This window comes from uncultured Holdemanella sp. (assembly GCF_934772795.1).
Taxonomy (GTDB): domain Bacteria; phylum Bacillota_I; class Bacilli_A; order Erysipelotrichales; family Erysipelotrichaceae; genus Holdemanella.
Window position 1 is genome coordinate 1 of sequence record NZ_CAKVMR010000011.1, and the last position, 21,807, is coordinate 21,807.

20 protein-coding genes are annotated in these 21,807 nt (G+C 33.4%); 9 read left to right on the forward strand and 11 right to left on the reverse strand.

The features are described 5' to 3' along the window. Window positions 1-7: 7 nt before the first annotated feature. Entirely contained in the window at window positions 8-658 is a 651-nt protein-coding gene (locus Q0F04_RS03510) for a PIG-L family deacetylase (protein ID WP_295750222.1), read from the reverse strand. A 135-nt stretch (window positions 659-793) separates the two neighbouring features. Here Q0F04_RS03510 and Q0F04_RS03515 point away from each other — a divergent pair, with 135 nt between their 5' ends. Genes Q0F04_RS03515 through Q0F04_RS03525 form a run of 3 tightly spaced genes read left to right on the forward strand, consistent with a single transcriptional unit; the run spans window position 794 to window position 4,372 of the window. Then, window positions 794-3,088 (forward strand): YfhO family protein, encoded by a 2,295-nt coding sequence (locus Q0F04_RS03515; protein WP_295750225.1) that lies wholly within the window; start codon window positions 794-796, stop codon window positions 3,086-3,088. Continuing rightward, window positions 3,064-3,465: a GtrA family protein gene (locus Q0F04_RS03520; protein WP_295750228.1), complete on the forward strand. Its 402-nt coding sequence runs from the start codon at window positions 3,064-3,066 to the stop codon at window positions 3,463-3,465. The genes Q0F04_RS03515 and Q0F04_RS03520 overlap by 25 nt, the downstream gene beginning before the upstream one ends. Continuing rightward, a complete protein-coding gene (locus tag Q0F04_RS03525) occupies window positions 3,452-4,372 on the forward strand; it encodes a glycosyltransferase family 2 protein (protein WP_295750231.1) in 921 nt (306 codons plus the stop codon). Before Q0F04_RS03520 ends, Q0F04_RS03525 begins: the two co-directional genes overlap by 14 nt. Here the strand turns inward: Q0F04_RS03525 and Q0F04_RS03530 are convergent. Together Q0F04_RS03530 and Q0F04_RS03535 are read right to left on the reverse strand one after the other, a co-directional pair. Continuing rightward, window positions 4,369-5,610: an alpha-L-fucosidase gene (locus Q0F04_RS03530; protein ID WP_295750233.1), complete on the reverse strand. Its 1,242-nt coding sequence runs from the start codon at window positions 5,608-5,610 to the stop codon at window positions 4,369-4,371. The genes Q0F04_RS03525 and Q0F04_RS03530 overlap by 4 nt on opposite strands. A 10-nt stretch (window positions 5,611-5,620) precedes the next feature. Continuing rightward, window positions 5,621-6,112 (reverse strand): SOS response-associated peptidase family protein, encoded by a 492-nt coding sequence (locus Q0F04_RS03535; protein WP_295750236.1) that lies wholly within the window; start codon window positions 6,110-6,112, stop codon window positions 5,621-5,623. Between the two features lie 517 nt (window positions 6,113-6,629). On the opposite strand from Q0F04_RS03535, the gene Q0F04_RS03540 reads away from it, so the two are divergent. Further along, a complete protein-coding gene (locus Q0F04_RS03540; protein WP_295750239.1) occupies window positions 6,630-7,328 on the forward strand; it encodes an ABC transporter ATP-binding protein in 699 nt (232 codons plus the stop codon). Beyond that, a complete protein-coding gene (locus tag Q0F04_RS03545) occupies window positions 7,328-9,604 on the forward strand; it encodes an ABC transporter permease (RefSeq protein ID WP_295750242.1) in 2,277 nt (758 codons plus the stop codon). Before Q0F04_RS03540 ends, Q0F04_RS03545 begins: the two co-directional genes overlap by 1 nt. 293 nt (window positions 9,605-9,897) lie before the next feature. Here the strand turns inward: Q0F04_RS03545 and Q0F04_RS03550 are convergent, their stop codons facing one another. From Q0F04_RS03550 to Q0F04_RS03585, 8 genes are all read right to left on the reverse strand, one after another. Further along, a complete protein-coding gene (locus Q0F04_RS03550) occupies window positions 9,898-10,308 on the reverse strand; it encodes a F0F1 ATP synthase subunit epsilon (RefSeq protein WP_295750246.1) in 411 nt (136 codons plus the stop codon). A 2-nt stretch (window positions 10,309-10,310) separates the two neighbouring features. Then, the gene (gene atpD, locus Q0F04_RS03555) at window positions 10,311-11,696 is read right to left on the reverse strand and encodes a F0F1 ATP synthase subunit beta (protein ID WP_295750247.1); all 1,386 of its coding nucleotides are present in this window, start codon (window positions 11,694-11,696) and stop codon (window positions 10,311-10,313) included. Then, window positions 11,687-12,607: an ATP synthase F1 subunit gamma gene (atpG, locus tag Q0F04_RS03560; protein ID WP_117571035.1), complete on the reverse strand. Its 921-nt coding sequence runs from the start codon at window positions 12,605-12,607 to the stop codon at window positions 11,687-11,689. The genes atpD and atpG overlap by 10 nt, the downstream gene beginning before the upstream one ends. After that, entirely contained in the window at window positions 12,607-14,349 is a 1,743-nt protein-coding gene (atpA, locus tag Q0F04_RS03565) for a F0F1 ATP synthase subunit alpha (protein WP_295750250.1), read from the reverse strand. The genes atpG and atpA overlap by 1 nt, the downstream gene beginning before the upstream one ends. Continuing rightward, window positions 14,350-14,814, reverse strand: coding sequence for an ATP synthase F0 subunit B (locus Q0F04_RS03570; RefSeq protein ID WP_295750252.1), 465 nt, complete (start codon window positions 14,812-14,814; stop codon window positions 14,350-14,352). A 12-nt stretch (window positions 14,815-14,826) separates the two neighbouring features. Then, window positions 14,827-15,048: an ATP synthase F0 subunit C gene (gene atpE / locus Q0F04_RS03575; protein ID WP_288518525.1), complete on the reverse strand. Its 222-nt coding sequence runs from the start codon at window positions 15,046-15,048 to the stop codon at window positions 14,827-14,829. A gap of 17 nt (window positions 15,049-15,065) precedes the next feature. Then, window positions 15,066-15,749: a F0F1 ATP synthase subunit A gene (locus Q0F04_RS03580; RefSeq protein ID WP_295750257.1), complete on the reverse strand. Its 684-nt coding sequence runs from the start codon at window positions 15,747-15,749 to the stop codon at window positions 15,066-15,068. 322 nt (window positions 15,750-16,071) lie between these two features. Further along, the gene (locus Q0F04_RS03585; RefSeq protein ID WP_040466407.1) at window positions 16,072-16,425 is read right to left on the reverse strand and encodes a metalloregulator ArsR/SmtB family transcription factor; all 354 of its coding nucleotides are present in this window, start codon (window positions 16,423-16,425) and stop codon (window positions 16,072-16,074) included. A 140-nt stretch (window positions 16,426-16,565) separates the two neighbouring features. On the opposite strand from Q0F04_RS03585, the gene Q0F04_RS03590 reads away from it, so the two are divergent. The 4 genes from Q0F04_RS03590 to Q0F04_RS03605 all read left to right on the forward strand — a co-directional run bounded on the left by Q0F04_RS03590 (window position 16,566) and on the right by Q0F04_RS03605 (window position 21,725). Next, window positions 16,566-16,784 (forward strand): heavy metal-associated domain-containing protein, encoded by a 219-nt coding sequence (locus Q0F04_RS03590; RefSeq protein WP_117571041.1) that lies wholly within the window; start codon window positions 16,566-16,568, stop codon window positions 16,782-16,784. Window positions 16,785-16,873: 89 nt separating this feature from the next. Further along, window positions 16,874-18,742, forward strand: coding sequence for a heavy metal translocating P-type ATPase (locus Q0F04_RS03595; RefSeq protein ID WP_295750260.1), 1,869 nt, complete (start codon window positions 16,874-16,876; stop codon window positions 18,740-18,742). Between the two features lie 87 nt (window positions 18,743-18,829). Next, window positions 18,830-19,699 carry a phosphoribosylaminoimidazolesuccinocarboxamide synthase gene (locus tag Q0F04_RS03600; protein ID WP_295750262.1) on the forward strand — a complete coding sequence of 290 codons (870 nt, stop codon included), beginning with the start codon at window positions 18,830-18,832 and terminating at the stop codon, window positions 19,697-19,699. A gap of 211 nt (window positions 19,700-19,910) precedes the next feature. Continuing rightward, window positions 19,911-21,725: a hypothetical protein gene (locus Q0F04_RS03605; protein ID WP_295750265.1), complete on the forward strand. Its 1,815-nt coding sequence runs from the start codon at window positions 19,911-19,913 to the stop codon at window positions 21,723-21,725. Window positions 21,726-21,807 lie beyond the last annotated feature (82 nt).

Genomic DNA, 21,807 nt, shown 5'->3' on the forward strand with positions numbered 1-21,807 from the left:
CTTTCATTTATTCTATTTTACCCCAATCAGAATAGTGTTTCCAATTTTCATAAGGCAACATATGATGTAAATGATCCATCACTTTCGATTGAGAAGAATACGATTGAATGATTTCTAATTTCTCATCATAATCTTTCTTTGATAAACTCTTTTCATTCTTTAGATCCGCCTTGTTTTTCCTTGAAGTATACTTACCAAAATACATAAGCTGATCAGTCTTGTCTTCTTTTTCTAAAATCATAGTAACATACTTAGATACCTTTTTATGGTGAATATGCCCATATTCTCCATCTGGATTATGCGTAACAATTTTGTTCCAATCCTTAGAATCGATTTCTTTTTTGATTTCTCTTTGAATATCCTTTTTACAAGACTTCCAGTTATCACGCTTCCCCTTCGTCTTATCTGGAAACGATAAAATGATTCCTTTGGAATGTGTCTTTTCCATGACGTTCATAAACTCTTTTTTTCTTTTTTTATTGTTTCCATTGGTAATACATAAAACGGTATAATTCCCATTCATTAAATGCGAACCACCCCAAATCGTCTCATCATCCGGATGGGCAACAATCATTAAAGATTCAGGCTCTTCGGCATGAATGATGGATATATTTAGACAAAGCATCAAACTTAGGATGCATAATAATAACTTCTTCATTTTCATCACCAAAAAAATTCTATCAAACAATTCTTAACACTCTTCTTATACATTTCTTAAATCTTCTTAATATATTTAGGAAAGTTTAATATTTCCTTTTGTCGATACTTAAGATTTATTTTGTATAGTAAAACCATGAAAAAAAGAGATAAGTTTTATATTACAATACTATTATTATTACCCATCCTATTTGTACTTTGTGTATCCACATATTCCATGTATGGATCGAAGTTAGACTGGTTATCCCAACACGTATCTTTGGCAGATTATTTTAGACAGACAAAACAATTACTTCCAGACAGTTTTGAAAATCTTCAAGGACAAACCAATGCCTTTAGCTTTTCCTATTATGGATTATTAAGGCCAGACGTGTTGATATCATGTCTATTCCCGAATGTTCCAACAAGTTTCTTTATTATAAGTTATGCAACACTACTATGGTCATCTACAGGAGGACTTTGTTATTACTGGCTAAGAAATAAAGGATATAAAGACACAATATGTTTCTTTTCTAGCATTTGTTGTATATGTGCCAATTGCTTCTTTCAGTCTCACCAACAAATTATGTTTGTAGAAATTATTCCTTTTTTATTTCTTTCACTCATTCTAATTGATAAAAATAAAAGGCAATGGATCAGTCTATGCATATGTATGGCCCTTTTCCATAACTATTTCTATACACCAGGCATGATATTGATTCTTCTTTTATATGATTATGACCAACATAAGACAATAAAAAATATGATTGTTCCAATTGTTTTAGGCGTGGGATTCGGTGCTGTACTATGGCTACCAACTGGATATTTGATTATAAATAATCATAAATCTGTTGTACAAACCAACCTATTTAATTTGTTTGTTCCAAACTTAACTTTAAAAGGACTTGTCTATGATAGCTATGGATGTGGATTGACTGTGATTAGTTGGATGGCTCTATTTCAAGGCATCCAATTTGAAAAGACAAAGAAGCTATCGATTCTGTTGATTTTAATGTTTATTTTTCCAATCTTTTCTTATATATTGAACGGAACTTTATATGCACGCACAAAAATATTGGTGCTATGCTTACCGCTCGTGCTTATGATTCTTGCTCATTGGCTACAGGAAAGGAAATTGAATAAAGGTTTACTTGTTTTAGCTGGTTTATTTCTTTGCACAAAAACCATGTTTCTAGGTTTATTAGTTGCTCTTGTGTTTATTGGCTATTACTTTATGGATAAAAAAGAATGTTTAATGATGTATGCCCTTGTACCTATGATTGTTTTTACAGGATTAAACTACAATCAGTGCTTAGATTTAAAACTCTATAATTCAATGTATTCCAAGGATAAACAAACACTAATTCAAAGAAACGATTTGAATCAAAGAACAGCTGATTTAGATCAGGTAGGTTATAGTGTCAATCACATATATGATCTAAAAGAAGTGAAAGCGTCAAGTTATACATCAACAAGTAATTCTTTATATAACACGTTTGTGTATGACATTATAAAGAGTCCGATTCCACAATCCAATCGAACAATCATAACAGATAGTGAGAATTATTTATATTTGAGTATGATGTCTGTTCAAAATGTACTCAGTAAAGACTCTAATTTATATGGATATAAAGAAGTAGACATAAAGGGGAATTATAAATTATTAAAGAATAAAAATGTATTTCCTATGGTCTATGTGACAAATGATACGTTGAGTGAATCTAAGTTTGATAAACTCTTTTATCCATATAACTTAGATACTGTCTATAATCGTACGATTGTGAATGGTGAAACAAGTGATGATTATGTCTCAAAGATGAAACTTGTAAAGAATTTAGATCAATCGATTTTGATTCATAATAAAAAGAAAACAAAGAAGACAATACCTATTGATTTTGATGCAACCCAGAAAATGGTATGTATTGATTTTGATGTAAAGAATTATACGAATAAAAAAGTTTCGATTTCTATAAATGGAATGAAGAATACATTGTCAAAAAAATATTCTGTGTATCCAAATGGAAATAAACATTTTACGTATATACTTTCTAAAAAAGAATTAAAACAATTTGATGTTATTTTATCTAAAGGAAAATATAAGATATCCAATATTCGTGTGTATACATGTGATATGGATGCGTTTGATCGTAAAGTAACAAAGATTAAATCTTTGAAAACAGATTCTATATTTAAAGGGAAAGTGACAACATCTAAAGATGGCTATTTAGTAACATCCTATCCTTATGAAAAGGGATATGAAATTTATATCGATGGAAAGAAGCAGAATGTTGAAATTGTGAATAAGGCTTTTGTGGGATGCAAAATCAAAAAGGGAAGCCATATAATTACAATTCAATTTCATGCGCCATTTAAAAATATAGGACTATGTATAAGTATGCTTTCAATTATGATAGGAGGATTCTGGATATGGAAAAAGTCAAAGAATTTATAAGCTATGGAATCGTGGGAGTTATGACAACTCTTGTGAATTACATTGTGTATTTTATTTGTTTAAAAATAGGAATCAGTTGGCTAATCAGTAATAGTTTAGCTTGGTTAGTAGCTGTTATTTTTGCGTATTTTTCAAATCGTAAAGTTGTATTTCATTCAAGTAACGATGTGAAAAAAGAGTGTATCGAGTTCTTTGGACTTCGATTTATGACGCTGATTGTGGAAAATGTATTGCTCGCTGCCTGCATTGATGGCTTACATATTTCAAATTTATTATCCAAGATTTTAGTCAGTATTATTACTGTTTTCGCAAATTATTTTTTGTGTAAATCACATATATTTTCAAAGAAGGAGAAATTGTTGTATGAACAAAATTAGTGTTGTCGTTCCTTGTTTTAATGAAGAAGAAGTTCTTTCTATGTTTTATAAAAAGACAAGTGAAGTATTAAATGAAATAGAAGGCATTACCTATGAATTGTTGTTTGTGGATGATGGATCAAAGGATCACACAAAAGATATATTAAGAGCATTGAGTTTAAAGGACGATCGTTGTGAATTTATTTCTTTTTCAAGAAACTTTGGTAAAGAGGCAGCTATGTTTGCAGGATTAAAAAAATCAAGTGGTGATTATGTTGTGATCATGGATGCCGATTTGCAGCATCCTCCTGTACTGTTAAAAGAAATGTATAAAGCTGTTAGTGAAGAGGGCTATGATTGTTGTGCAGGAAAAAGAGTGGATCGACAAGGTGAAGGCAAAATTCGTAACTTTTTATCGCATGCTTTCTATAAGGTAATGCAGAAAATGTGCAAAATGGATATGAGTGATGGTTGTGGTGATTTTCGTATGATGTCAAGACAAATGGTGGATGCGATTTTGGAACTTAAAGAATATAATCGCTATATGAAAGGATTGTTTTCATTTGTGGGATTTGATACAAAATGGATTGAATTTCATAATGTACAACGAGCAGCAGGCAATTCTAAATGGAATTTTTCTAAACTATTCGCATATGCCATGGAAGGAATGTTTTCCTTTTCTACAGCGCCAATTGTATGGATTGGTAATATTGGATCCGTTATTATGCTTTCATCTATTCTAATGGCTTTGTTTGGCTTGTTGATGCATGTAACATCGATGTTTCATTTAGTCTGTTTGATTCTATTTTTGAGTGGCCTTCAAATGTTGTTTGTGGCCATATTGGGGCAATATACGACAAAAGACTATATGGAAAGTAAACAAAGACCAATATATATAGTAAAAGAGACCAGCAAAAACTTGAGCTAGTCTCTTAATGTGATTTCAACCACTGTGTCAATTGGATCTGGACACTGGTGTGAATTGGAATCAATATTGATAAATGTATAGTCTGGAAAACTTTCTGCATTCCAAGGCGTTTGAATTTTGATTTCTGAATGATCAGACAATCTTCTTATGCTTTGGATTTTTTCTTTTTTGATTTTAACAGGTATATCAAAAATGCTCTCATCTAAAATATGCGCATATATTTTATTTCCGTTTTGTGTATATCTTCCCCATTCTGGTTTTTCAAGATCACATTTTGTACAGCCATAAATAGAATCTTGATTCAGTTTCATCCATTCACTAATTTCATTCAATACATTGATAGATTCTTTAGGAAACTGACCTCTGGCATTTGGTCCCACATTTAAAATCATATTTCCACCCTTGGATACACATTCAACTAGAGTACGGATGATTAGTTTAGCCGATTTATAGTTGGTATCCTTTGCACAATATCCCCAATGTTCATTCATGGTGATACAAGCTTCCCAAGGAACAGGTAAACCTTGTGGTGGAATCATTTGTTCAGGCGAAGTGAAATCACCAGCTGTAAAACTAGGATGTGCATCCATAATAGTTCCTGGATGTACACCATCTCCTTCTAGACGATTGTCGATGATCATATCTGGTTGGTAAGTTCGTGCCATCGCTACGATTTTGTTGGCGTTCCAAACATCTTTTGTCATGTTGTCATAAGAAAAGTCAAACCACATGATATCCAACTTTCCATAGTTTGTAAGTAATTCTTTGATTTGAGTATGCATATAATTCAAATAGTTTGAAAAACAAATTGGTTTATCATATTCTTTATTATTTCTTTCAGGATGATGTCTATCTTTGTAGTGAGGATAGTCTGGATGATGCCAATCAAGTAGGGAATAGTAAAGCCCTACCTTTAATCCTTCTTCTCGAAAGGCGTCTAGAAATTCTCTTACATAATCTCTATTTGCCTTCCAATTCGTAGTTTGTGTATCAAACATACAATATCCATCATGGTGCTTGGCAGTCATTACGGCATATTTCATGCCGGCTGATTTGGCAAGTTTAGCCCATTGATGCGGATCAAATAAATCAGGATCAAATTCATTCGCAAAAGGAATATAATCCTCTTCTTTCATTTCTTCATTGCTTCTTACCCATTCGCCTCGTGCACAAATGGCATAGATTCCCCAATGAATGAAAAGTCCAAATCTAGATTGTTGAAACTGTGTAATATTCATACTATCTCCTTTAGAAAAGTGGTTCTTGTAGCTGCTTTCTTTGAAGTGCAATGCCTGGCTTCGACAAGATTTCCTTAGTTTTAGAAATATCCTTTAACCAAGGATCAATATCTTCTTTTTCAAGTATCACCGGCATTCTAGAATGCACAGGCTTTACATATGTATTCGCATTTGTAGTAATAATGACAAGATGTTCATCAATAAGAATACCCGCAAAATAGAGAATATGGTCGCAAAAAAATTCCACTTTATTTTTGCCAACGTCCCATTCATAGAAACTTCCTGCAGGCACAATACAATGCATGGAATTTTTGAACAAAGGCTTTTCTAAAAGTGTTTCTTGTCTGGCATTCAAAATTAAATTGTTGGTTTTATACCCAAATGGCACCATTTTCTTTTGGCTTCGTGTTAGTACAAGACATTTGTCACTTGGATGAATGTCTTTTTCTTCTAAACCAAAGGCTTTGGCTACTTTAGGTGTATATCGAAAGCTTGTACACATACTAGAAGTATAACATAAGAAATTAAGCATGGTGAAACAGATATAGGTTTGATAGCAAGATACCTATAATGTCATCAAGAATTGCGATTCAATGATATTAAAGTCATATCCCTAATATGCAACTTTTAATATGGGTCAGGTATTCTATGATACGGTGAATTGTTCTTTTTTTTGACAGTAAATCTAGATTTATGCTTTATATAAAGTGAATTAGAGAAATTCAATGTTGTATGTGTATATTTTTGAAGAAAATCATGTGATTTAGCTTCTTATTGTATGAATCAATAAACAAAATAAAAACTACCTACGCCAACTCTCACAAAGTTTGTAGGTAGTTTTTACTACAAAATTCCCCAGAACTTACATATTTGTATGTTCCTTTTTGTACCCTTATCTTACTATGAAAGAAAAGATTAAACAACTTTATAATCGCTATTGACGAAGTTTATTCTTGAGGAACAACTTGGGTTAGAGTATACTAACTGTATAGTTAGATGTAGCTAACGGGAGAACGATTATGAAGACATGTATTGAATTTAATGGGGTATCAAAAAAGTATGAAGTAGGAGAAAAGGCATTTTATGCACTAAATGATGTTTCTTTTTCAATTGATCAACATGAAATGGTTGTCATTTTAGGTCCGAGTGGTGCTGGTAAATCAACACTTTTAAATATCATGGGTGGTATGGATCATGTGACAGATGGAAGAGTATATATGGATGGTCTAGATATTAGTAATTATAGTGAAAAAGAACTAACGGATTATCGTGCTGAAAATATCGGTTTTATCTTTCAGTTCTACAATATCTTGCCGACGCTTACAGTGAAGGAAAATGTCGATTTGATTCGTGATGTAGTTAAAAACGCAAAGGATTCGACTGAAATATTGAATAAAGTAGGTTTAAATGGTCAGGAAAATAAGTTTCCAAATCAATTAAGTGGAGGGGAACAACAGCGTGTATCGATTGCGCGTGCGATTGCGAAAAATCCAAAGTTGTTACTTTGCGATGAGCCTACAGGGGCTTTGGATTCGAATACGGGAGTAGAGATTTTAAAGTTATTACGCGAATGTACAAGAGAAAATACGGTTGTGATCGTAACGCATAATGCGTTGATTGCGGATGTGGCAGATCGTGTGATTCGCTTAAAGAATGGAAAAATCATTGAAAATGTTGTGAATGCACAACCTAAAAATATAGATGAGGTGAATTGGTAATGTTGAGGAAGAAACTATTTCGGGATCTTTGGCATTATAAGGGTCAATTCTTTACCATCTTTTTAATGGTGTTTATTGGATTGTTGGCATTTAGTGGTATTCATGGCTATATGGATGGTATGGATGAAAGTGCTAGGGAGTATTATCAATCGTACAATTTACAGGATTTATGGATCACAAATACGAATGTTTCAGATTCAGATTTAGAAACATTAAAGTCTATGGATCATATAAGCGATGTAAATCGTGCATTGGTTTTGAATGCGAAATTAAAGGGATATAAAGATGTAACTTTAGAAACCAATGTCTTAGAAGAAAATACAATTTCTAAAATGTACGTTATCAAAGGGGAAAAATATGCATCGAATAAAAAAGGGGTGTGGTTCGATAGTTATTTGGCAGAGCATTTAAATATTCATGTGGGAGATACTTTAAAACTGGATATTTCTGGTCAAACTTTGAAATTAAAAGTAAAAGGTTTAGTGAATACACCGGATCATGTATATTTTGTGAAGGATTCAACAGAAATTTTTCCTACACATCAAAACTATGGCTTTATATATATGTCGGCTGATACTTTTCAAGATGCAATGCATGTGGATGTTACATATAATAAGGCTTATGTAGATGTAGATAATCAAAGTCATGTTTCATCAGTAAAAAAAGCGATTCAAAAGGATTTTAATTTTATTTCTGTAACAGATCGAGACACTTCATTTTCATATGCAGGTTACCAAGCGGAAGTAGAAGAAGGTCAAACTTATGCACCGGTATTTACGGGATTATTCTTGATGATTGCGATTTTAAGTGTAATGAGCACAATGAATCGTTTTGTTCGCCAACAAAGAGTGCAGATTGGTACTTTAAAAGCATTAGGATTTAAGAATCGAAAAATTTATATGCATTATATTGGTTTTGGCTTTATGACCAGCTTGATTGCGGCTGTTTTAGGTGTTGTGGTTGGATATCTAACAATTGGGCAATTCTTTATCGATATGGAAGCGAGTTATTTTGAAATGCCAAATATACATACGGCTTTGTTGCCAGTTGTGATTTTAACGGCAATTTTGGTTGTGCTTATGATTTCTTTAGTCACATATCTTTCTTCTAGAAAGATTCTTAAGGAAACGGCAAGTGAGGCTTTGCGTCTAGAAGTGCCAAGGGTAAAGAAGAATAGTTTGGATTGGTCCGTAAAATTTAATAAATGTAAATTATCGACGAGATGGAATCTTCGCGATATAGCTCGAAATAAAGGAAGAAGTATTGCAGCATGTGTTGGAATTATTGGATGTACAATGTTATTAGTATGTTCTTTTGGATTGTGGGATACGATTGAATCTTATATGGATTGGGAATATAAAGTAATCAACACATATAAGTATAAGATTTCTTTAAATAATGAATATACAGATGAGCAATATAATCATTTAACGGATTTGTATGGAGATGCCACAAGTAAAAGTGTTGCGATTGAATTTAAAAACCAAGGTAAAACAGAAACAAGATCGATGCTAGTGTTGGATGGAAAAGATAAATTAAATATCACAGATCATAATGAGAAGGTTATGTCTGTTCAATCAAATGGAATCTATTTAACAGAAAAACTAGCAGAGAAGTATGAGGTTCAAGTGGGAGATACAATTAAATGGCATTTGACTGGAGACTCTTCTTGGCATACAAGTAGGGTAGTAGGATTGAATCGGGATCCACAAACGCAGCAATTCACAATGTCAAAGAAATATTTTGAAAAGTTAGGATATACATATCGTCCAGATTCTATTTATACAAATGAAAAGGCAAAAAAAATAGATGGTGTTTCTAAAATCAGTAGTATTGAATCGATTCAAGAAGGTGTAGAAAGTATGCTTGAAGCGATGAAATCGATGATGGTCTTATTGATTGTATTTGCGGTTTTATTAGGTTGTGTCATCTTATATAATTTGGGTGTGTTATCTTTTACTGAAAAACAATACCAATTTGCGACATTAAAAGTACTAGGCTTTAAGGATAAACAAATCAAGGAAATCTTTATCAAACAAAACACATGGATCATGTTGGTAGGAATGATTATTGGTTTGCCACTCGGTTATCAGATGTTGTCGTACATTTATACGAATGCCTTAAATGATACATATGATTTTCCAGCTGTAGTAGAATGGATTTCTTATGTATACGCAATCATAGGAACTGTTCTAGTTTCGTATGTGATGAATAAGTTGTTGGCAAGAAAAATCAAAACAATTGATATGGTTTCAAGTTTAAAGGCGAATGAATAATTCGACAGTTATTTATGATTATACCTTTAAATAAAGCATAAATCGAAAATAAAATGTTGTATGTAAAAAGAGGTTTCAAGCTAGAAATCTCTTTTTTTGATTGAATTTTTAATCTAAATATTATCTGTAATTTATAGTTGAGGTTGGAAAAAGTGTTGACTTTGACTAGTTTTAGGTCGGAAAAAATGTATGATTTTACTAAATTGAGACCAGAAAAAATGTAAAAGATCTTTATATAAAGTAAAAAAGCCTATATCTTCATAAAAGGTATAAGCTTTTTCTAGTAGTTACTATTAATTAATGTGTTTATCTTTAAATTGTAGACGAGCTAAGGCTCTTGCCATGCTGGCTTGTGACATATAATATTCACGAATGGATTGTTTTTGACGCATTCTTTCTTTGGCACGTTCTAATGATTCTTTGGCTCTTCTTGCATCTAATTCTTCTTGTGTTTCACATGTATCGACTAAGACTTCAGCTTGGTTGTTTGAAAAGATCATGGATCCTAATCCACTAACAACTTCAATTTCAGAATGATCTTCTTTTCGGATTTTTAAAAGTCCAGGCGTAATCGCATAGATAGTTTTAGCATGGTGCGCAAGAAATTGTTTACTTCCATTGGGCGTATGTATCGTTAATACTTGTGCTTTACCGTTATAAAATACGTGATCACTGGCCATGATTTTTAGATCAAAAAGTTCCATAATTATACTTCTTTCGCTTTTTCTTTGACTTCTTCAATAGTTCCTACATTGAAGAATGCACTTTCAGGATATGCATCCATTTCTCCATCTAAGATTGCCTTAAATCCTTTAATTGTGTCTTGTAGAGGAACATACTTTCCTGGAATCGAAGTGAATTGCTCAGCTACATGGAATGGTTGAGCCATAAAGTTACGTAAACGACGGGCTCTAGCTACAACGGTTTTATCTTCATCGCTTAGTTCATCCATTCCTAGAATGGCAATAATATCTTGTAGTTCTTTGTATTTTTGAAGATATTGTAAAACACGTTGAGCTGTTTCATAGTGTTCTTCTCCTACAATATCGGGTTGAAGAATTCTTGAACTTGATTCAAGTGGATCTACAGCAGGATAAATACCTTGTTCAACAACTTTACGTGATAAGACGGTTGTCGCATCCAAATGTTCAAATGTTGTTGCGGGAGCAGGGTCAGTCAAATCATCCGCAGGAACGTATACAGCTTGTACACTTGTAACAGATCCATTTTTTGTGGAAGAAATTCGTTCTTGAAGTTGTCCCATTTCATTAGCTAGTGTAGGTTGATATCCAACAGCGGATGGCATACGTCCAAGTAAAGAAGAAACTTCAGATCCGGCTTGCACAAAACGGAAGATGTTGTCGATAAATAATAATACATCTTTATGTTCAACATCACGGAAATATTCAGCCATTGTTAGTCCAGTTTCGGCAACGCGCATTCTGGCTCCGGGACTTTCGTTCATTTGTCCAAAAACTAGGGCTGTGTTCTTGATTACACCAGATTCACTCATTTCTGTATATAAATCGTTTCCTTCACGGCTTCTTTCTCCAACACCTGTAAAGATGGAATATCCACCATGTTCACTGGCAATATTTCGAATCAATTCTTGAATTAGTACGGTTTTTCCAACACCGGCACCACCAAATAATCCGATCTTTCCACCCTTGGCATAGGGAGCTAATAAGTCGATAACTTTAATTCCTGTTTCAAGGACTTCTGTAACAGGAGATTGATCTTCAAATTTTGGTGGTTTTCTATGAATAGGCCAATATGTATCGGTATCAATAGCTTCTTTTCCATCAATGGTATCTCCTAAAACATTAAATAAACGACCTAAATTTTGTGTTCCAACGGGAATTTCAATGCCCATTCCTGTAGATAAGACGGGCATATCTTTTTGTAGTCCTTCGCTAGGCGACAACATGATACAACGAACGGTATCGATTCCTATGTGTTGCATAACTTCCATTACAACTTTTTTGCCGTGATTATCAACCTGCAAAGCGGTCTGAATGTATGGAAGTGGCATTTCATCAAAATGTACGTCTACAACAGGGCCCATAACTTGTGTGATTTTTCCTATTTGCATGTAGATTGACTCCTTTTCTTTTTTTGTAGTTGTTGCCTTCTAGCTTTGGCACCAGCTGCAACTTCTGTTATTTCTTGTGTGATTTTTGCTTGTCTTTGACGATTGTATTGTAAAGATAAACTATTTAATAATTCTTCACCATTTTTATTGGCTGAATCCATTGCTTGCATACGCGCAAAGTTTTCGGATGCATAAGATTCAACAAGGGCACTATAAATAAATCCGGATAAATAATCAGGGATGACAATATTTAATAGTTCGGCTGGACTTGGTTCTAGCTGAATGGAATGAATGGTTTGTCCTCCAACTTCAACTTCATGATTCAAACGATACAAAGGAAGTAACTGCTCAACATCGACCGTAAATTGATTATGCTGATCCATACGTGTATAGATAATTAATACTTCATCAATCTTTTTTTCAGCATAAAGTTCAAGCATCTTACTCGAAATGGATCTTGCACGACTCAAAGTTGGATTTTGCGCTGTATATAGAAAACTTTCTTCAACCGGAATATGTCGTCTTAAAAAGTATTGTCTTCCAACCTCTCCAATCATATAGAGCTTGTAATTTGGATGTGCCTTAATGATTTGCTCAGTTAGTTTTAAGACATTCAAATTGTAGGCACCAGCTAACCCCTTATCTCCAGTAACACATATAATAGCCTTATTTTGATGATCTTCATCAATGTATTCACGATTATCTAAATAAGGATGTTCAAAGTGATCTGGAAGATTTTGAAGAATTGTCAAAATTTGCTTCCTTAATGAGTAGAAATAAGGATCGGTATTCGCTGCCTTTTGTTTGGCCGTATTCATTTTTGTGGAAGAAATCATATACATGGCTTTTGTGATCTTCATAGTCGATTGAATACCATTCATTCGATCTTTAATTTCTCGAATTTGTGACATTATTCTTGTCCTCTGTATTGTTTGGCTAATGTAATGATTCTTGTCTTTAAATTGTCATCCAGTTTTTTAGTTGTGTTGATTTCTCGGCTGATTTCACTATGATTTTCATTAAACCAATCGAGTAATTTTGTTTCTTCTTTTTTGACTTGTTTTGAATCCAAATCATCTAGAATTCCTGCATCTGCAACGACAAGTACAATAACCATGTCTGCATGTGACATAGGATGGTTTAATGGTTGCTTCAAAAGCTCCATAAGCACTTGTCCATGTTGAAGTTGTCGTTTTGTTGCATCGTCTAAATCTGAGGCAAATTGTGTAAACTCCTTCATTTCACGGTATTGTGCTAAGTTGATACGTAATGAACCAGACGCTTTTTTCATGGCTTTGGTTTGAGCGGCTCCACCAACACGGCTAACAGACAATCCAACATTAACGGCAGGTCTTTGCCCTTCAAAGAATAAATCACTTTCCAAGAAGATTTGACCATCTGTAATTGAAATGACATTGGTTGGAATATATGCACTTACATCTCCGTCTTGGGTTTCGATGATTGGAAGAGCTGTAATGGATCCTCCTGAATTTAATCTAGAAGAACGTTCTAGTAGTCTAGAATGTAAATAGAATACATCGCCTGGATAGGCTTCACGTCCTGGAGATCTTCCTAGTAGTAAAGAAATTGTACGGTAGGCGACGGCATGCTTGCTTAAATCATCATAGACAATCAGTACGTCCTTGCCTTGATGCATAAAATATTCAGCTAGAGAAGTCGCAGAATAAGGGGCGATATATTGTAGACTGGCAGAATCTGCAGCTGTAGAGTTTACAATTACTGTATAGTCCATCGCATCATTCTTCTTTAATGTATTAACTAGGTTGGCAACAGTACTTGCTTTTTGGGCAATAGACACATAAATACAAATGCAATCTTTTCCTTTTTGATTTAGTATAGTATCTAATGCGATTGAAGTTTTACCTGTTTGACGATCACCAATGATCAATTCACGCTGTCCTCTTCCAATTGGAAACATAGAGTCAATGGATAGAATGCCTGTTTCCATAGGGGTTGTGACAGGTTTACGGTCAATAATGCTTGGAGCTGGTTCTTCTACAGGACGCATTTCAGTGGCTTCAATAGGGCCAAGACCATCAATTGGGTTTCCAAGTGGGTCTACGACACGTCCTAAAAAATCTGCACTTACTGGCATACCAGCTTGTTTTTTTGTTCGAGATACTTTTGTACCTTGACCAATAGTACCTTCTGTATCAAATAAAATAACACCAATGTTTTCTGTTGTGATATCAAGGACCATTCCTTTTGTACCATTTTCAAATACAACAACTTCTCCATACATCGCATGATCCAGTCCAGAAATGGTTGCGATACCATCTCCAATTGTTTCGACATAGCCAACTTCATTTTCTTGGGAAGTGGCTTCAAATTGTTCGATTGCCTCTTTTAAGATGGACATAAGTGTTCCATCCTTTTTCATTTGAATGGCTTTATCCCTGGCAGCTTGAATTTGTTCTTGAAGCTGTTGTTGACGAGAACGCGTAGACCAATCGTATTCATCGTTGTTTGCACTTAGAATAAAGCCGCCACGTACACTTGGATCAATTGAGATATTTAGTGTTATGTTTTTGGCTTGGTATTTATTTTTAAGGAATGTCTTTATTTTTTCTTCTTGCGCTGCACTAGGTCTTGTTACACAGCGTAAGTTTGCATTTAAATTTTCGTTGTTCATTTATTTCATTTCCTTTAAAAAATCATCATATAGCTTTTCATCGCTCTTTGTGTTTGTGATTTTATCAGCCGCCTTATTGATTAAATCGGCAATTTCAGATTTAGCTTTTGCCTTTTCTTCATTTGCGGCTTCAATCGTTTTGATACGTGCTTGTTCAATCATTTCATCGGATTTTTTTGTTGCATTCGCAATAATTTGTTCGTATTCAAGACTTGCTTTTTCTTTCGCATCCGCTAGCATGCCATCACAAATTGTCTGCATATTTTCAAGTTGTTGATTAGCTTTGTTTTTGGATTCAAGAGCTTCTTGCTTCTGTTGATTTGCCAAGGCAAAATCCGATTCTATTTCTTGTTTTCTTTTTTCAAGAATGTCATGTACTGGCTGAAATAGAAAATGCTTCATCAGTGCATATAAAATAAGTAGATTGATGATTGTCCAAAGAATATTGGAATCAATTCTTAACATAGATTATCCCACCTATTTCACCATTAAGATGATTAAGATACCTAATACAAATCCGTAGATGGCTGTTGCTTCGGCTAGTGCGGCACCAATTAATAAGGTACTACGAATTTTTCCATCAGCTTCTGGTTGTTGGGCAATAGCTTTTACGGCACTGCTTGTCGCAAAACCAATACCTAATCCTCCACCAATAACGGCAAGTGCTGCCATTCCAACTCCGATTGCTGTTAAACTCATTTTTATTTCCTCCTAATTTATTCTGTTTCTGTCGCTTCTGCGATAAATAATGATGTTAAAAATACAAATACATAAGCTTGAATGAATCCATCAAAGAAATCAAAGTACAAGCTAAATACAGTAGGTATAAAGACGGGAACAATCATCTTGATCATTTCCATAATAACGAAGGCACCAATGACATTACCAAATAGACGCATGCATAAAGATAAAGGGCGTGTAAACACTTCAAGAATGTTGATTGGTGTAACCACGGCAACCGGTTGTGTAAAACTTTTTATCCAACCCCTCATTCCTTTTGCGCGTATTCCACTGACTTCAATTAATATAATGCTCATAAGTGCTAATGCGATTGTGACATTCATATCTTTAGTTGGTGGCTTCATACCGAATATACCAATAATATTCGCAAGTCCTATATATAATAGGATGGTTGAAATATATGTGCTGTATTCTTTGGCGTTTTCTCCAAGCATGGAAATTGTGAATTTGTCTAACCACAATACAATGCTTTCGGCTACAATTTGTTTTTTTCCTGGATCATGAACTTTTAATCCATGTGTAAGCCATGCAGAAAGTAAGACAAGTATAGCCATAACAACCCATGTAATGACAACCGATTCACTAATCGCAAAGGGACCAATAGTAAATGCCGTATTGACATTTAACTGATCGAGTAGTTCTTTCGTGAACTCTTCCATAGCTCCTCCTTTCAAACAACAAAAAAACGATTGGAAATAATTCATGAATTAAGACACAATTCGCTTTTTTATAAGAATGTATTTTAGTTCTCGAGTTTTCAGATTTCAAGTGTTTTTATCAATGTAAACGTTATCTGTTTTGTATGACAATATTTTTATATGTTGTGTACATATGGTACATATGTCTGAATTACATAAGGTATTCAAATTTGTAAGAAAAGAAGTGGTATGGATAACTTTTTGGATATTTGATTTCATTGAACAAAATGGTCCAAACCGGAAAAAATATGCAATGAAAAAAAGGAAGAGTCGAATCTTCCTTTTAATGTTCTTTCGTATGATCAAAGGCCATGCCTAGAATGGTTTCAATATGTTCGTCATCTAATGAATAGTAAACTGTCTTTCCTTCTTTTCTAGATTTTATCAATTTAGAAAGGCGTAAAGCCTTTAATTGATGGGATACGGCAGATTTAGTCATATCGAGTACATTGGCTAAATCGGATACGCACATTTCACTTTGTTGAAGGGATAATAAGAGTTGAAGACGTGTACTATCTCCCATCACTTTAAAGAAATCAGATAGGTTCATAATCTCATCAAAGGCAGGCATGTTTTCTTTTACTTCTTGTACTAATTCTGTATTTTTAGGCTTACAGTCACAATGTGTACCAATCATATGTTCTCCTTTTTTCTTTATTATAGTTGAATGATTGAACAATTGTCAAAAATGTTATTGACATCATATATGAATCCTATATAATGAAAGTGTAAAAAGTTGAATATATGTTCAACTATTCAAACGTGGAGGACATTAAAATGAAAAAGAGTTATAAGATTGATGTAGATTGCGCAAACTGTGCAAACAAAATGGAAGTAGCTGCTAATAATACGGAAGGTGTAAAGAGTGCAGTTGTTAACTTCATGATGTTAAAGATGAATGTTGAATTCGAAGAAGGCGTTCAACCTAAAGAAGTTATGGCTCGTGTTTTAGAGAACTGCAAAAAAGTTGAAGATGATTGCGAAATTTTCTTTTAATGAAAAGTAAGATGCGAAAGCATCTCTATTTTTCGATTGTTATAGTTGAATGATTGAACAATTAATATTTTGGAAAGGGTGAAGTAGGTATGAATAAGAAACAGAAGAAGATGTTAAAGCGAATTATTATTGCGAGTATCTTGTTTATTGTTATTAAAGTTGTAAAACTCCCTGAATATATTGAGATTCCTTTGTTTCTAGTGGCCTATTTAGAAATTGGGTATGATATTCTTCTTAAGGCTTTTAAAGGAATCAAAAATCGTCAGGTGTTTGATGAAAATTTCTTGATGGCAGTCGCAACTGTGGGAGCTATTGGCTTGAAATCTTTTGATGAAGCAACAGCCGTTATGTTGTTCTATCAGATTGGGGAATGGTTCCAAAGTTATGCGGTAGGTAAGAGTCGTAAAAATATTACGGAATTAATGGATATTCGTCCGGATTATGCCAATATTGAAGATGAAGATGGAAATTTAGAACAAGTAGATCCTGATGAAGTAGAGATTGGTACGATCATTGTGGTTAAGCCTGGTGAAAAAGTAGCTATTGATGGAATTGTTGTTGAAGGAAGTTCTACTCTAAATACAGCGGCATTAACTGGAGAAAGTTTGCCTAGAGAAGTAAGTGAAAATGATGAAGTGATTAGTGGCTGCATCAATATGACTGGCTTATTAAAAATTAAGACGACAAAAGAATTTGGGGAGTCTACTGTATCAAAAATCTTGGATCTAGTAGAAAATGCTTCTAGTAAGAAGTCTCGTTCCGAAGCGTTTATTTCGCGCTTTGCGAGAATTTATACGCCAGCCGTATGTTACAGTGCTTTGGCCTTGTTCTTGCTTCCACCTGTATTTAATTTGGTTATGGGAAATCCAGCTGATTTTGGTACATGGCTATATCGTGCCTTAACATTCTTAGTTATTTCTTGTCCATGTGCATTGGTAATAAGTATTCCTTTGAGTTTCTTTGCCGGAATTGGTGGCGCCAGCAACCAGGGTGTCTTAGTTAAAGGCTCTAACTATTTAGAAGCTTTGGCTTCATGTAAATATGTTGTATTTGATAAAACAGGTACAATGACACAAGGTGTGTTTGAGGTAGCTGGAATTCATCATGCGAATATTCCAGAAGAGAAATTATTAGAATATGCAGCTATGGCCGAAAGCTATTCTACGCATCCTATTTCTAAGAGTTTGTTAAAGGCGTATGGAAATACAATTGATAAATCTCGTATTGAAAATATTGAAGAAATCAGTGGTCATGGTGTGAAAGCTATAATTGATGGGGTCCAAGTGCTTGCGGGTAATGATAAATTAATGAAGATGTATAATATTTCTTATCAAGAATGCCATTCTGTAGGTACCATTGTACATATGGCTATTGATGGCAAATATGCAGGTCACATTGTGATTTCAGATATGTTGAAGCCTCATGCCAAAGGGGCAATTAATGCATTAAAGAAGGCTGGCATCAAACAAACAGTCATGTTGACTGGGGATGTAAAAAGTGTTGCCGATAAGGTGGCTTCTGAATTAAATATTGATAAAGTGTATTCTGAACTATTGCCTCAAGATAAGGTAAATAAGGTAGAAGAGTTATTATCTTTAAAACAATCGAAAGAAAATCTTGCCTTTGTCGGAGATGGAATTAACGATGCTCCTGTACTCTCAAGAGCTGATATTGGTATTGCGATGGGGGCTTTAGGAAGTGATGCGGCTATTGAAGCAGCCGATATTGTATTAATGGATGATGATCCATTGAAGATTTCTAAAGCTATTAAGATTGCGAAGAAGTGTGTTCGTATTGTATATGAGAATATTTATTTTGCGATTGGCATTAAACTAATCTGTTTAGTCTTAGGTGCTATTGGTATTGCGAATATGTGGGTTGCGATTTTTGCGGATGTTGGAGTTATGATTATTGCCGTATTAAATGCGATTCGAGCATTGAATGTTAAAAATTTGTAAGGAAATCTTAGGATTTCCTTATTTTCATATTGTGTTAAATTTGTTTTAGTTGTATCTTTGTCTTGTACGCAGAAAAGGAGATTCGAGATGCAGGAATTAAAACCAATTAAAGAAGGAAAAGTACGTGAGATTTACGACAATAAAGACAACCTTATTATGGTTGCGACAGATCGTATCAGTTGTTTTGATGTAATTCTAAACAATGAGGTTACAAAAAAAGGAACTGTTTTAACACAGATGTCAAAATTCTGGTTTGACTACACAAGTGATATTTTACCTAACCATATGATTAGTGTAGATACAAAGGATATGCCAGAATATTTCCAACAAGAAAAATTTGAAGGAAAATCAATGTTATGTCGTAAATTGAACATGCTTCCAATCGAATGTATTGTTCGTGGTTACATCACAGGTAGTGGATGGGCTAGCTACAAAGAAACAGGAAAGGTTTGTGGTATTGAACTTCCAGAAGGATTACAAGAATCACAACAACTTCCAGAACCAATTTATACACCTAGTACAAAGGCTGAAATTGGTGATCACGATGAAAATATTTCTTTTGAACAAAGTATTGCACACTTAGAAAAATACTTCCCAGGACATGGTGAAGAATATGCGACTAAGATCAAAGACTGTACAATCGCTTTATATAAAAAATGTGCTGAGTATGCTTTAAGCAAAGGAATTATTATTGCGGATACAAAATTTGAATTTGGTTTAGACGAAAATGGTAATATCGTTATTGGCGATGAAATGTTAACTCCTGATAGTTCTCGTTTCTGGCCTGCAGATGGATATGAAGCTGGTCATTCACAACCATCATTTGACAAACAATTTGCGCGTGACTGGCTAAAGGCAAATCCAGGTAATGACTGGACACTTCCTCAAGAGATTGTGGATAAGACAATTGAAAAATATCTTCAAGCTTACACAATGTTGACAGGAAAAACATTATAATTGAAAGATACCCATAAGTTAAATGCTTATGGGTATTTTTTTGAAAACTGTAATTTTTGGAACTTAAATATATTTGAAAACCGTAAAATATGATGCCAAAATTTACTTGAAAACCGTAGAAAGACATATTTAAAAGAATAAATGAAATTTCTTCGGAAAACTTTTATTCCTAGTAAAAGTCATGTATGATTCATTTAGTGAGGATACATATATGAATGATTTAGAAGATAATAGATTAGATGTACTTTTTGAAATGTTGGCGGAAAGCTTAAAACAAGAACAGAATGAAAAATCATATGATGTGATGCTTCCAAAAGTATTTAAAAAGTATTTTGATATTCACAATGATGAAATAAATTATGATTATTATTATAATTTGATGACGTCAATCATTGATGAAATAAGAAGTCGAAGAAAAAATGGGAAAATTAGTTTTAGAGATTACGCTAAATGTTTATTGATTAGCGATATTATGTGGTTAGCCAAAAGAGATGGGCAGCCAGTTGATTATTTAGAATCGATATTTGCGTTAGATTTTATGTATATCTTGTCTTATGGATTATATCATGATGACAAATATGAAGATAAAATTATACAGGGCTTTAAAGAAATATTAGATACAAGTAAAATTTGTCAAGAAAGCTATTTATCTTTTTGTCACCAACAAACACAAGATTTCTTTCCCAAGTCATTTACATCCGACTCCTACTATAATATTCCTATTGTTATGTCTGTAGTAGACCATTTAGATGATACGATCATTTCAAAACGAGTAAAGAAACTATTATTAGATAATACAGATATAAATTATTCGGATTTACCAAGCATTAATAAGAAACAAATTGAATGGTATATAGATGATGTGTATTCAGACTCCTATGTATTTTCGAATATACATGAATTTGCGGTAGTCTTTATATTAGATTATATTAAGGATAAAGAGTTTATTGCACCATTCTCAGGATTTGTACAAGTGTTTAGTTGCTGGACGAATGATTTATTTCTGATAAACAATAATGAACTTAGAACAGAAATGGATACACTGCGTTTTCTAGATATGTCTAAGGAAGAAAAACAAGAGATCATACGCAAAAACAATGAATGTATAGATGAAGCTATGGATATTGACAATCATGGCGATTATATTCCAGGAAGTCGTTACTTTTTGTTTGAACAGGCAAAAATTTTTGATGCTCTTTACTTTGGATTTAAAGAAACGGAAGAATTAATTAAAAAACATAGAGATAAGATTTCGATATATATAAACTCAATAACGAATGAAAAGATTCAATTTTATGAATATCCAATTGATTTAAGAAGAGCAATTGTTTACAGTGCTGCCTGGATTTATGAAATGGTGGATAAAGAAAGAAATATGGTAAATCATGTTTATCATATTGAATATAATGATAAGGAAAATGAAATAAAGAATTTAAAGTGTGAGATTGAAAGCTTAAAAGAAAAAAATGAGACGCTACGTATTGAAAATAAAGAACTAGAGAATAGAATTCAAATTGTTGAATCAAAGAGTAAAGAGATATTGAATAAAGAGTTGTATAAGAATACGAAAGCCTATAAACAGGAGATTTCAAAAATCAACAAAGAATTAGAGAAACAAAAAGAACATATTATTTCTTTGCAGAATGAAAAAGCTGAATTAAACAAATTGCGTGAACTATTATTTTCACTACAAGAAAATGAAGAAGAATGCATTGTTGAGGATACAGATGTTTCTTTAAATCAGCTAATTATGAATAAGACGATTTTATTTGTTGGGGGACATATAAATCTAGTAAATAAACTTAAAAAGAAGTTTCCTCAAATACGATATATTTCTACAGATGATTCTATTAAGGACAATAAAATCAAAGGTGCAGATTATGTTTTCTTTTATTTTGAATATTTGAATCATGGATTATACTACCAAGTCATGAATGCATGTATACGATATAATATTCCTTGGGATTATATAAAAGGAACAAATATCGATTATTTGGAAAACTTCATGATTTCTAAATTAAAATAGGTTCTCTTCGGAGAACTTTTTTCTAGTGTTTCATTGAAAAGTGAAGCCTGCTATGTTTAAATGAGGAATAGATATTAGAAAA

Excerpts from the sequence above, each read along its gene's own strand:
- Q0F04_RS03510 (WP_295750222.1), bottom strand. The coding sequence starts at position 658 with ATGAAGAAGTTATTATTATGCATCCTAAGTTTGATGCTTTGTCTAAAT.
- Q0F04_RS03580 (WP_295750257.1), bottom strand. The coding sequence starts at position 15,749 with ATGGAAGAGTTCACGAAAGAACTACTCGATCAGTTAAATGTCAATACG.
- atpA (WP_295750250.1), bottom strand. The coding sequence starts at position 14,349 with ATGAACAACGAAAATTTAAATGCAAACTTACGCTGTGTAACAAGACCT.
- atpD (WP_295750247.1), bottom strand. The coding sequence starts at position 11,696 with ATGCAAATAGGAAAAATCACACAAGTTATGGGCCCTGTTGTAGACGTA.
- Q0F04_RS03520 (WP_295750228.1), top strand. The coding sequence starts at position 3,064 with ATGGAAAAAGTCAAAGAATTTATAAGCTATGGAATCGTGGGAGTTATG.
- atpE (WP_288518525.1), bottom strand. The coding sequence starts at position 15,048 with ATGAGTTTAACAGCAATCGGAGTTGGAATGGCAGCACTTGCCGTTATT.
- Q0F04_RS03595 (WP_295750260.1), top strand. The coding sequence starts at position 16,874 with ATGAATAAGAAACAGAAGAAGATGTTAAAGCGAATTATTATTGCGAGT.
- Q0F04_RS03605 (WP_295750265.1), top strand. The coding sequence starts at position 19,911 with ATGAATGATTTAGAAGATAATAGATTAGATGTACTTTTTGAAATGTTG.
- Q0F04_RS03540 (WP_295750239.1), top strand. The coding sequence starts at position 6,630 with ATGAAGACATGTATTGAATTTAATGGGGTATCAAAAAAGTATGAAGTA.
- Q0F04_RS03530 (WP_295750233.1), bottom strand. The coding sequence starts at position 5,610 with ATGAATATTACACAGTTTCAACAATCTAGATTTGGACTTTTCATTCAT.
- Q0F04_RS03550 (WP_295750246.1), bottom strand. The coding sequence starts at position 10,308 with ATGGAACTTTTTGATCTAAAAATCATGGCCAGTGATCACGTATTTTAT.
- Q0F04_RS03570 (WP_295750252.1), bottom strand. The coding sequence starts at position 14,814 with ATGTTAAGAATTGATTCCAATATTCTTTGGACAATCATCAATCTACTT.
- Q0F04_RS03525 (WP_295750231.1), top strand. The coding sequence starts at position 3,452 with ATGAACAAAATTAGTGTTGTCGTTCCTTGTTTTAATGAAGAAGAAGTT.
- Q0F04_RS03535 (WP_295750236.1), bottom strand. The coding sequence starts at position 6,112 with ATGTGTACAAGCTTTCGATATACACCTAAAGTAGCCAAAGCCTTTGGT.
- atpG (WP_117571035.1), bottom strand. The coding sequence starts at position 12,607 with ATGTCACAAATTCGAGAAATTAAAGATCGAATGAATGGTATTCAATCG.
- Q0F04_RS03600 (WP_295750262.1), top strand. The coding sequence starts at position 18,830 with ATGCAGGAATTAAAACCAATTAAAGAAGGAAAAGTACGTGAGATTTAC.
- Q0F04_RS03545 (WP_295750242.1), top strand. The coding sequence starts at position 7,328 with ATGTTGAGGAAGAAACTATTTCGGGATCTTTGGCATTATAAGGGTCAA.
- Q0F04_RS03590 (WP_117571041.1), top strand. The coding sequence starts at position 16,566 with ATGAAAAAGAGTTATAAGATTGATGTAGATTGCGCAAACTGTGCAAAC.
- Q0F04_RS03585 (WP_040466407.1), bottom strand. The coding sequence starts at position 16,425 with ATGATTGGTACACATTGTGACTGTAAGCCTAAAAATACAGAATTAGTA.
- Q0F04_RS03515 (WP_295750225.1), top strand. The coding sequence starts at position 794 with ATGAAAAAAAGAGATAAGTTTTATATTACAATACTATTATTATTACCC.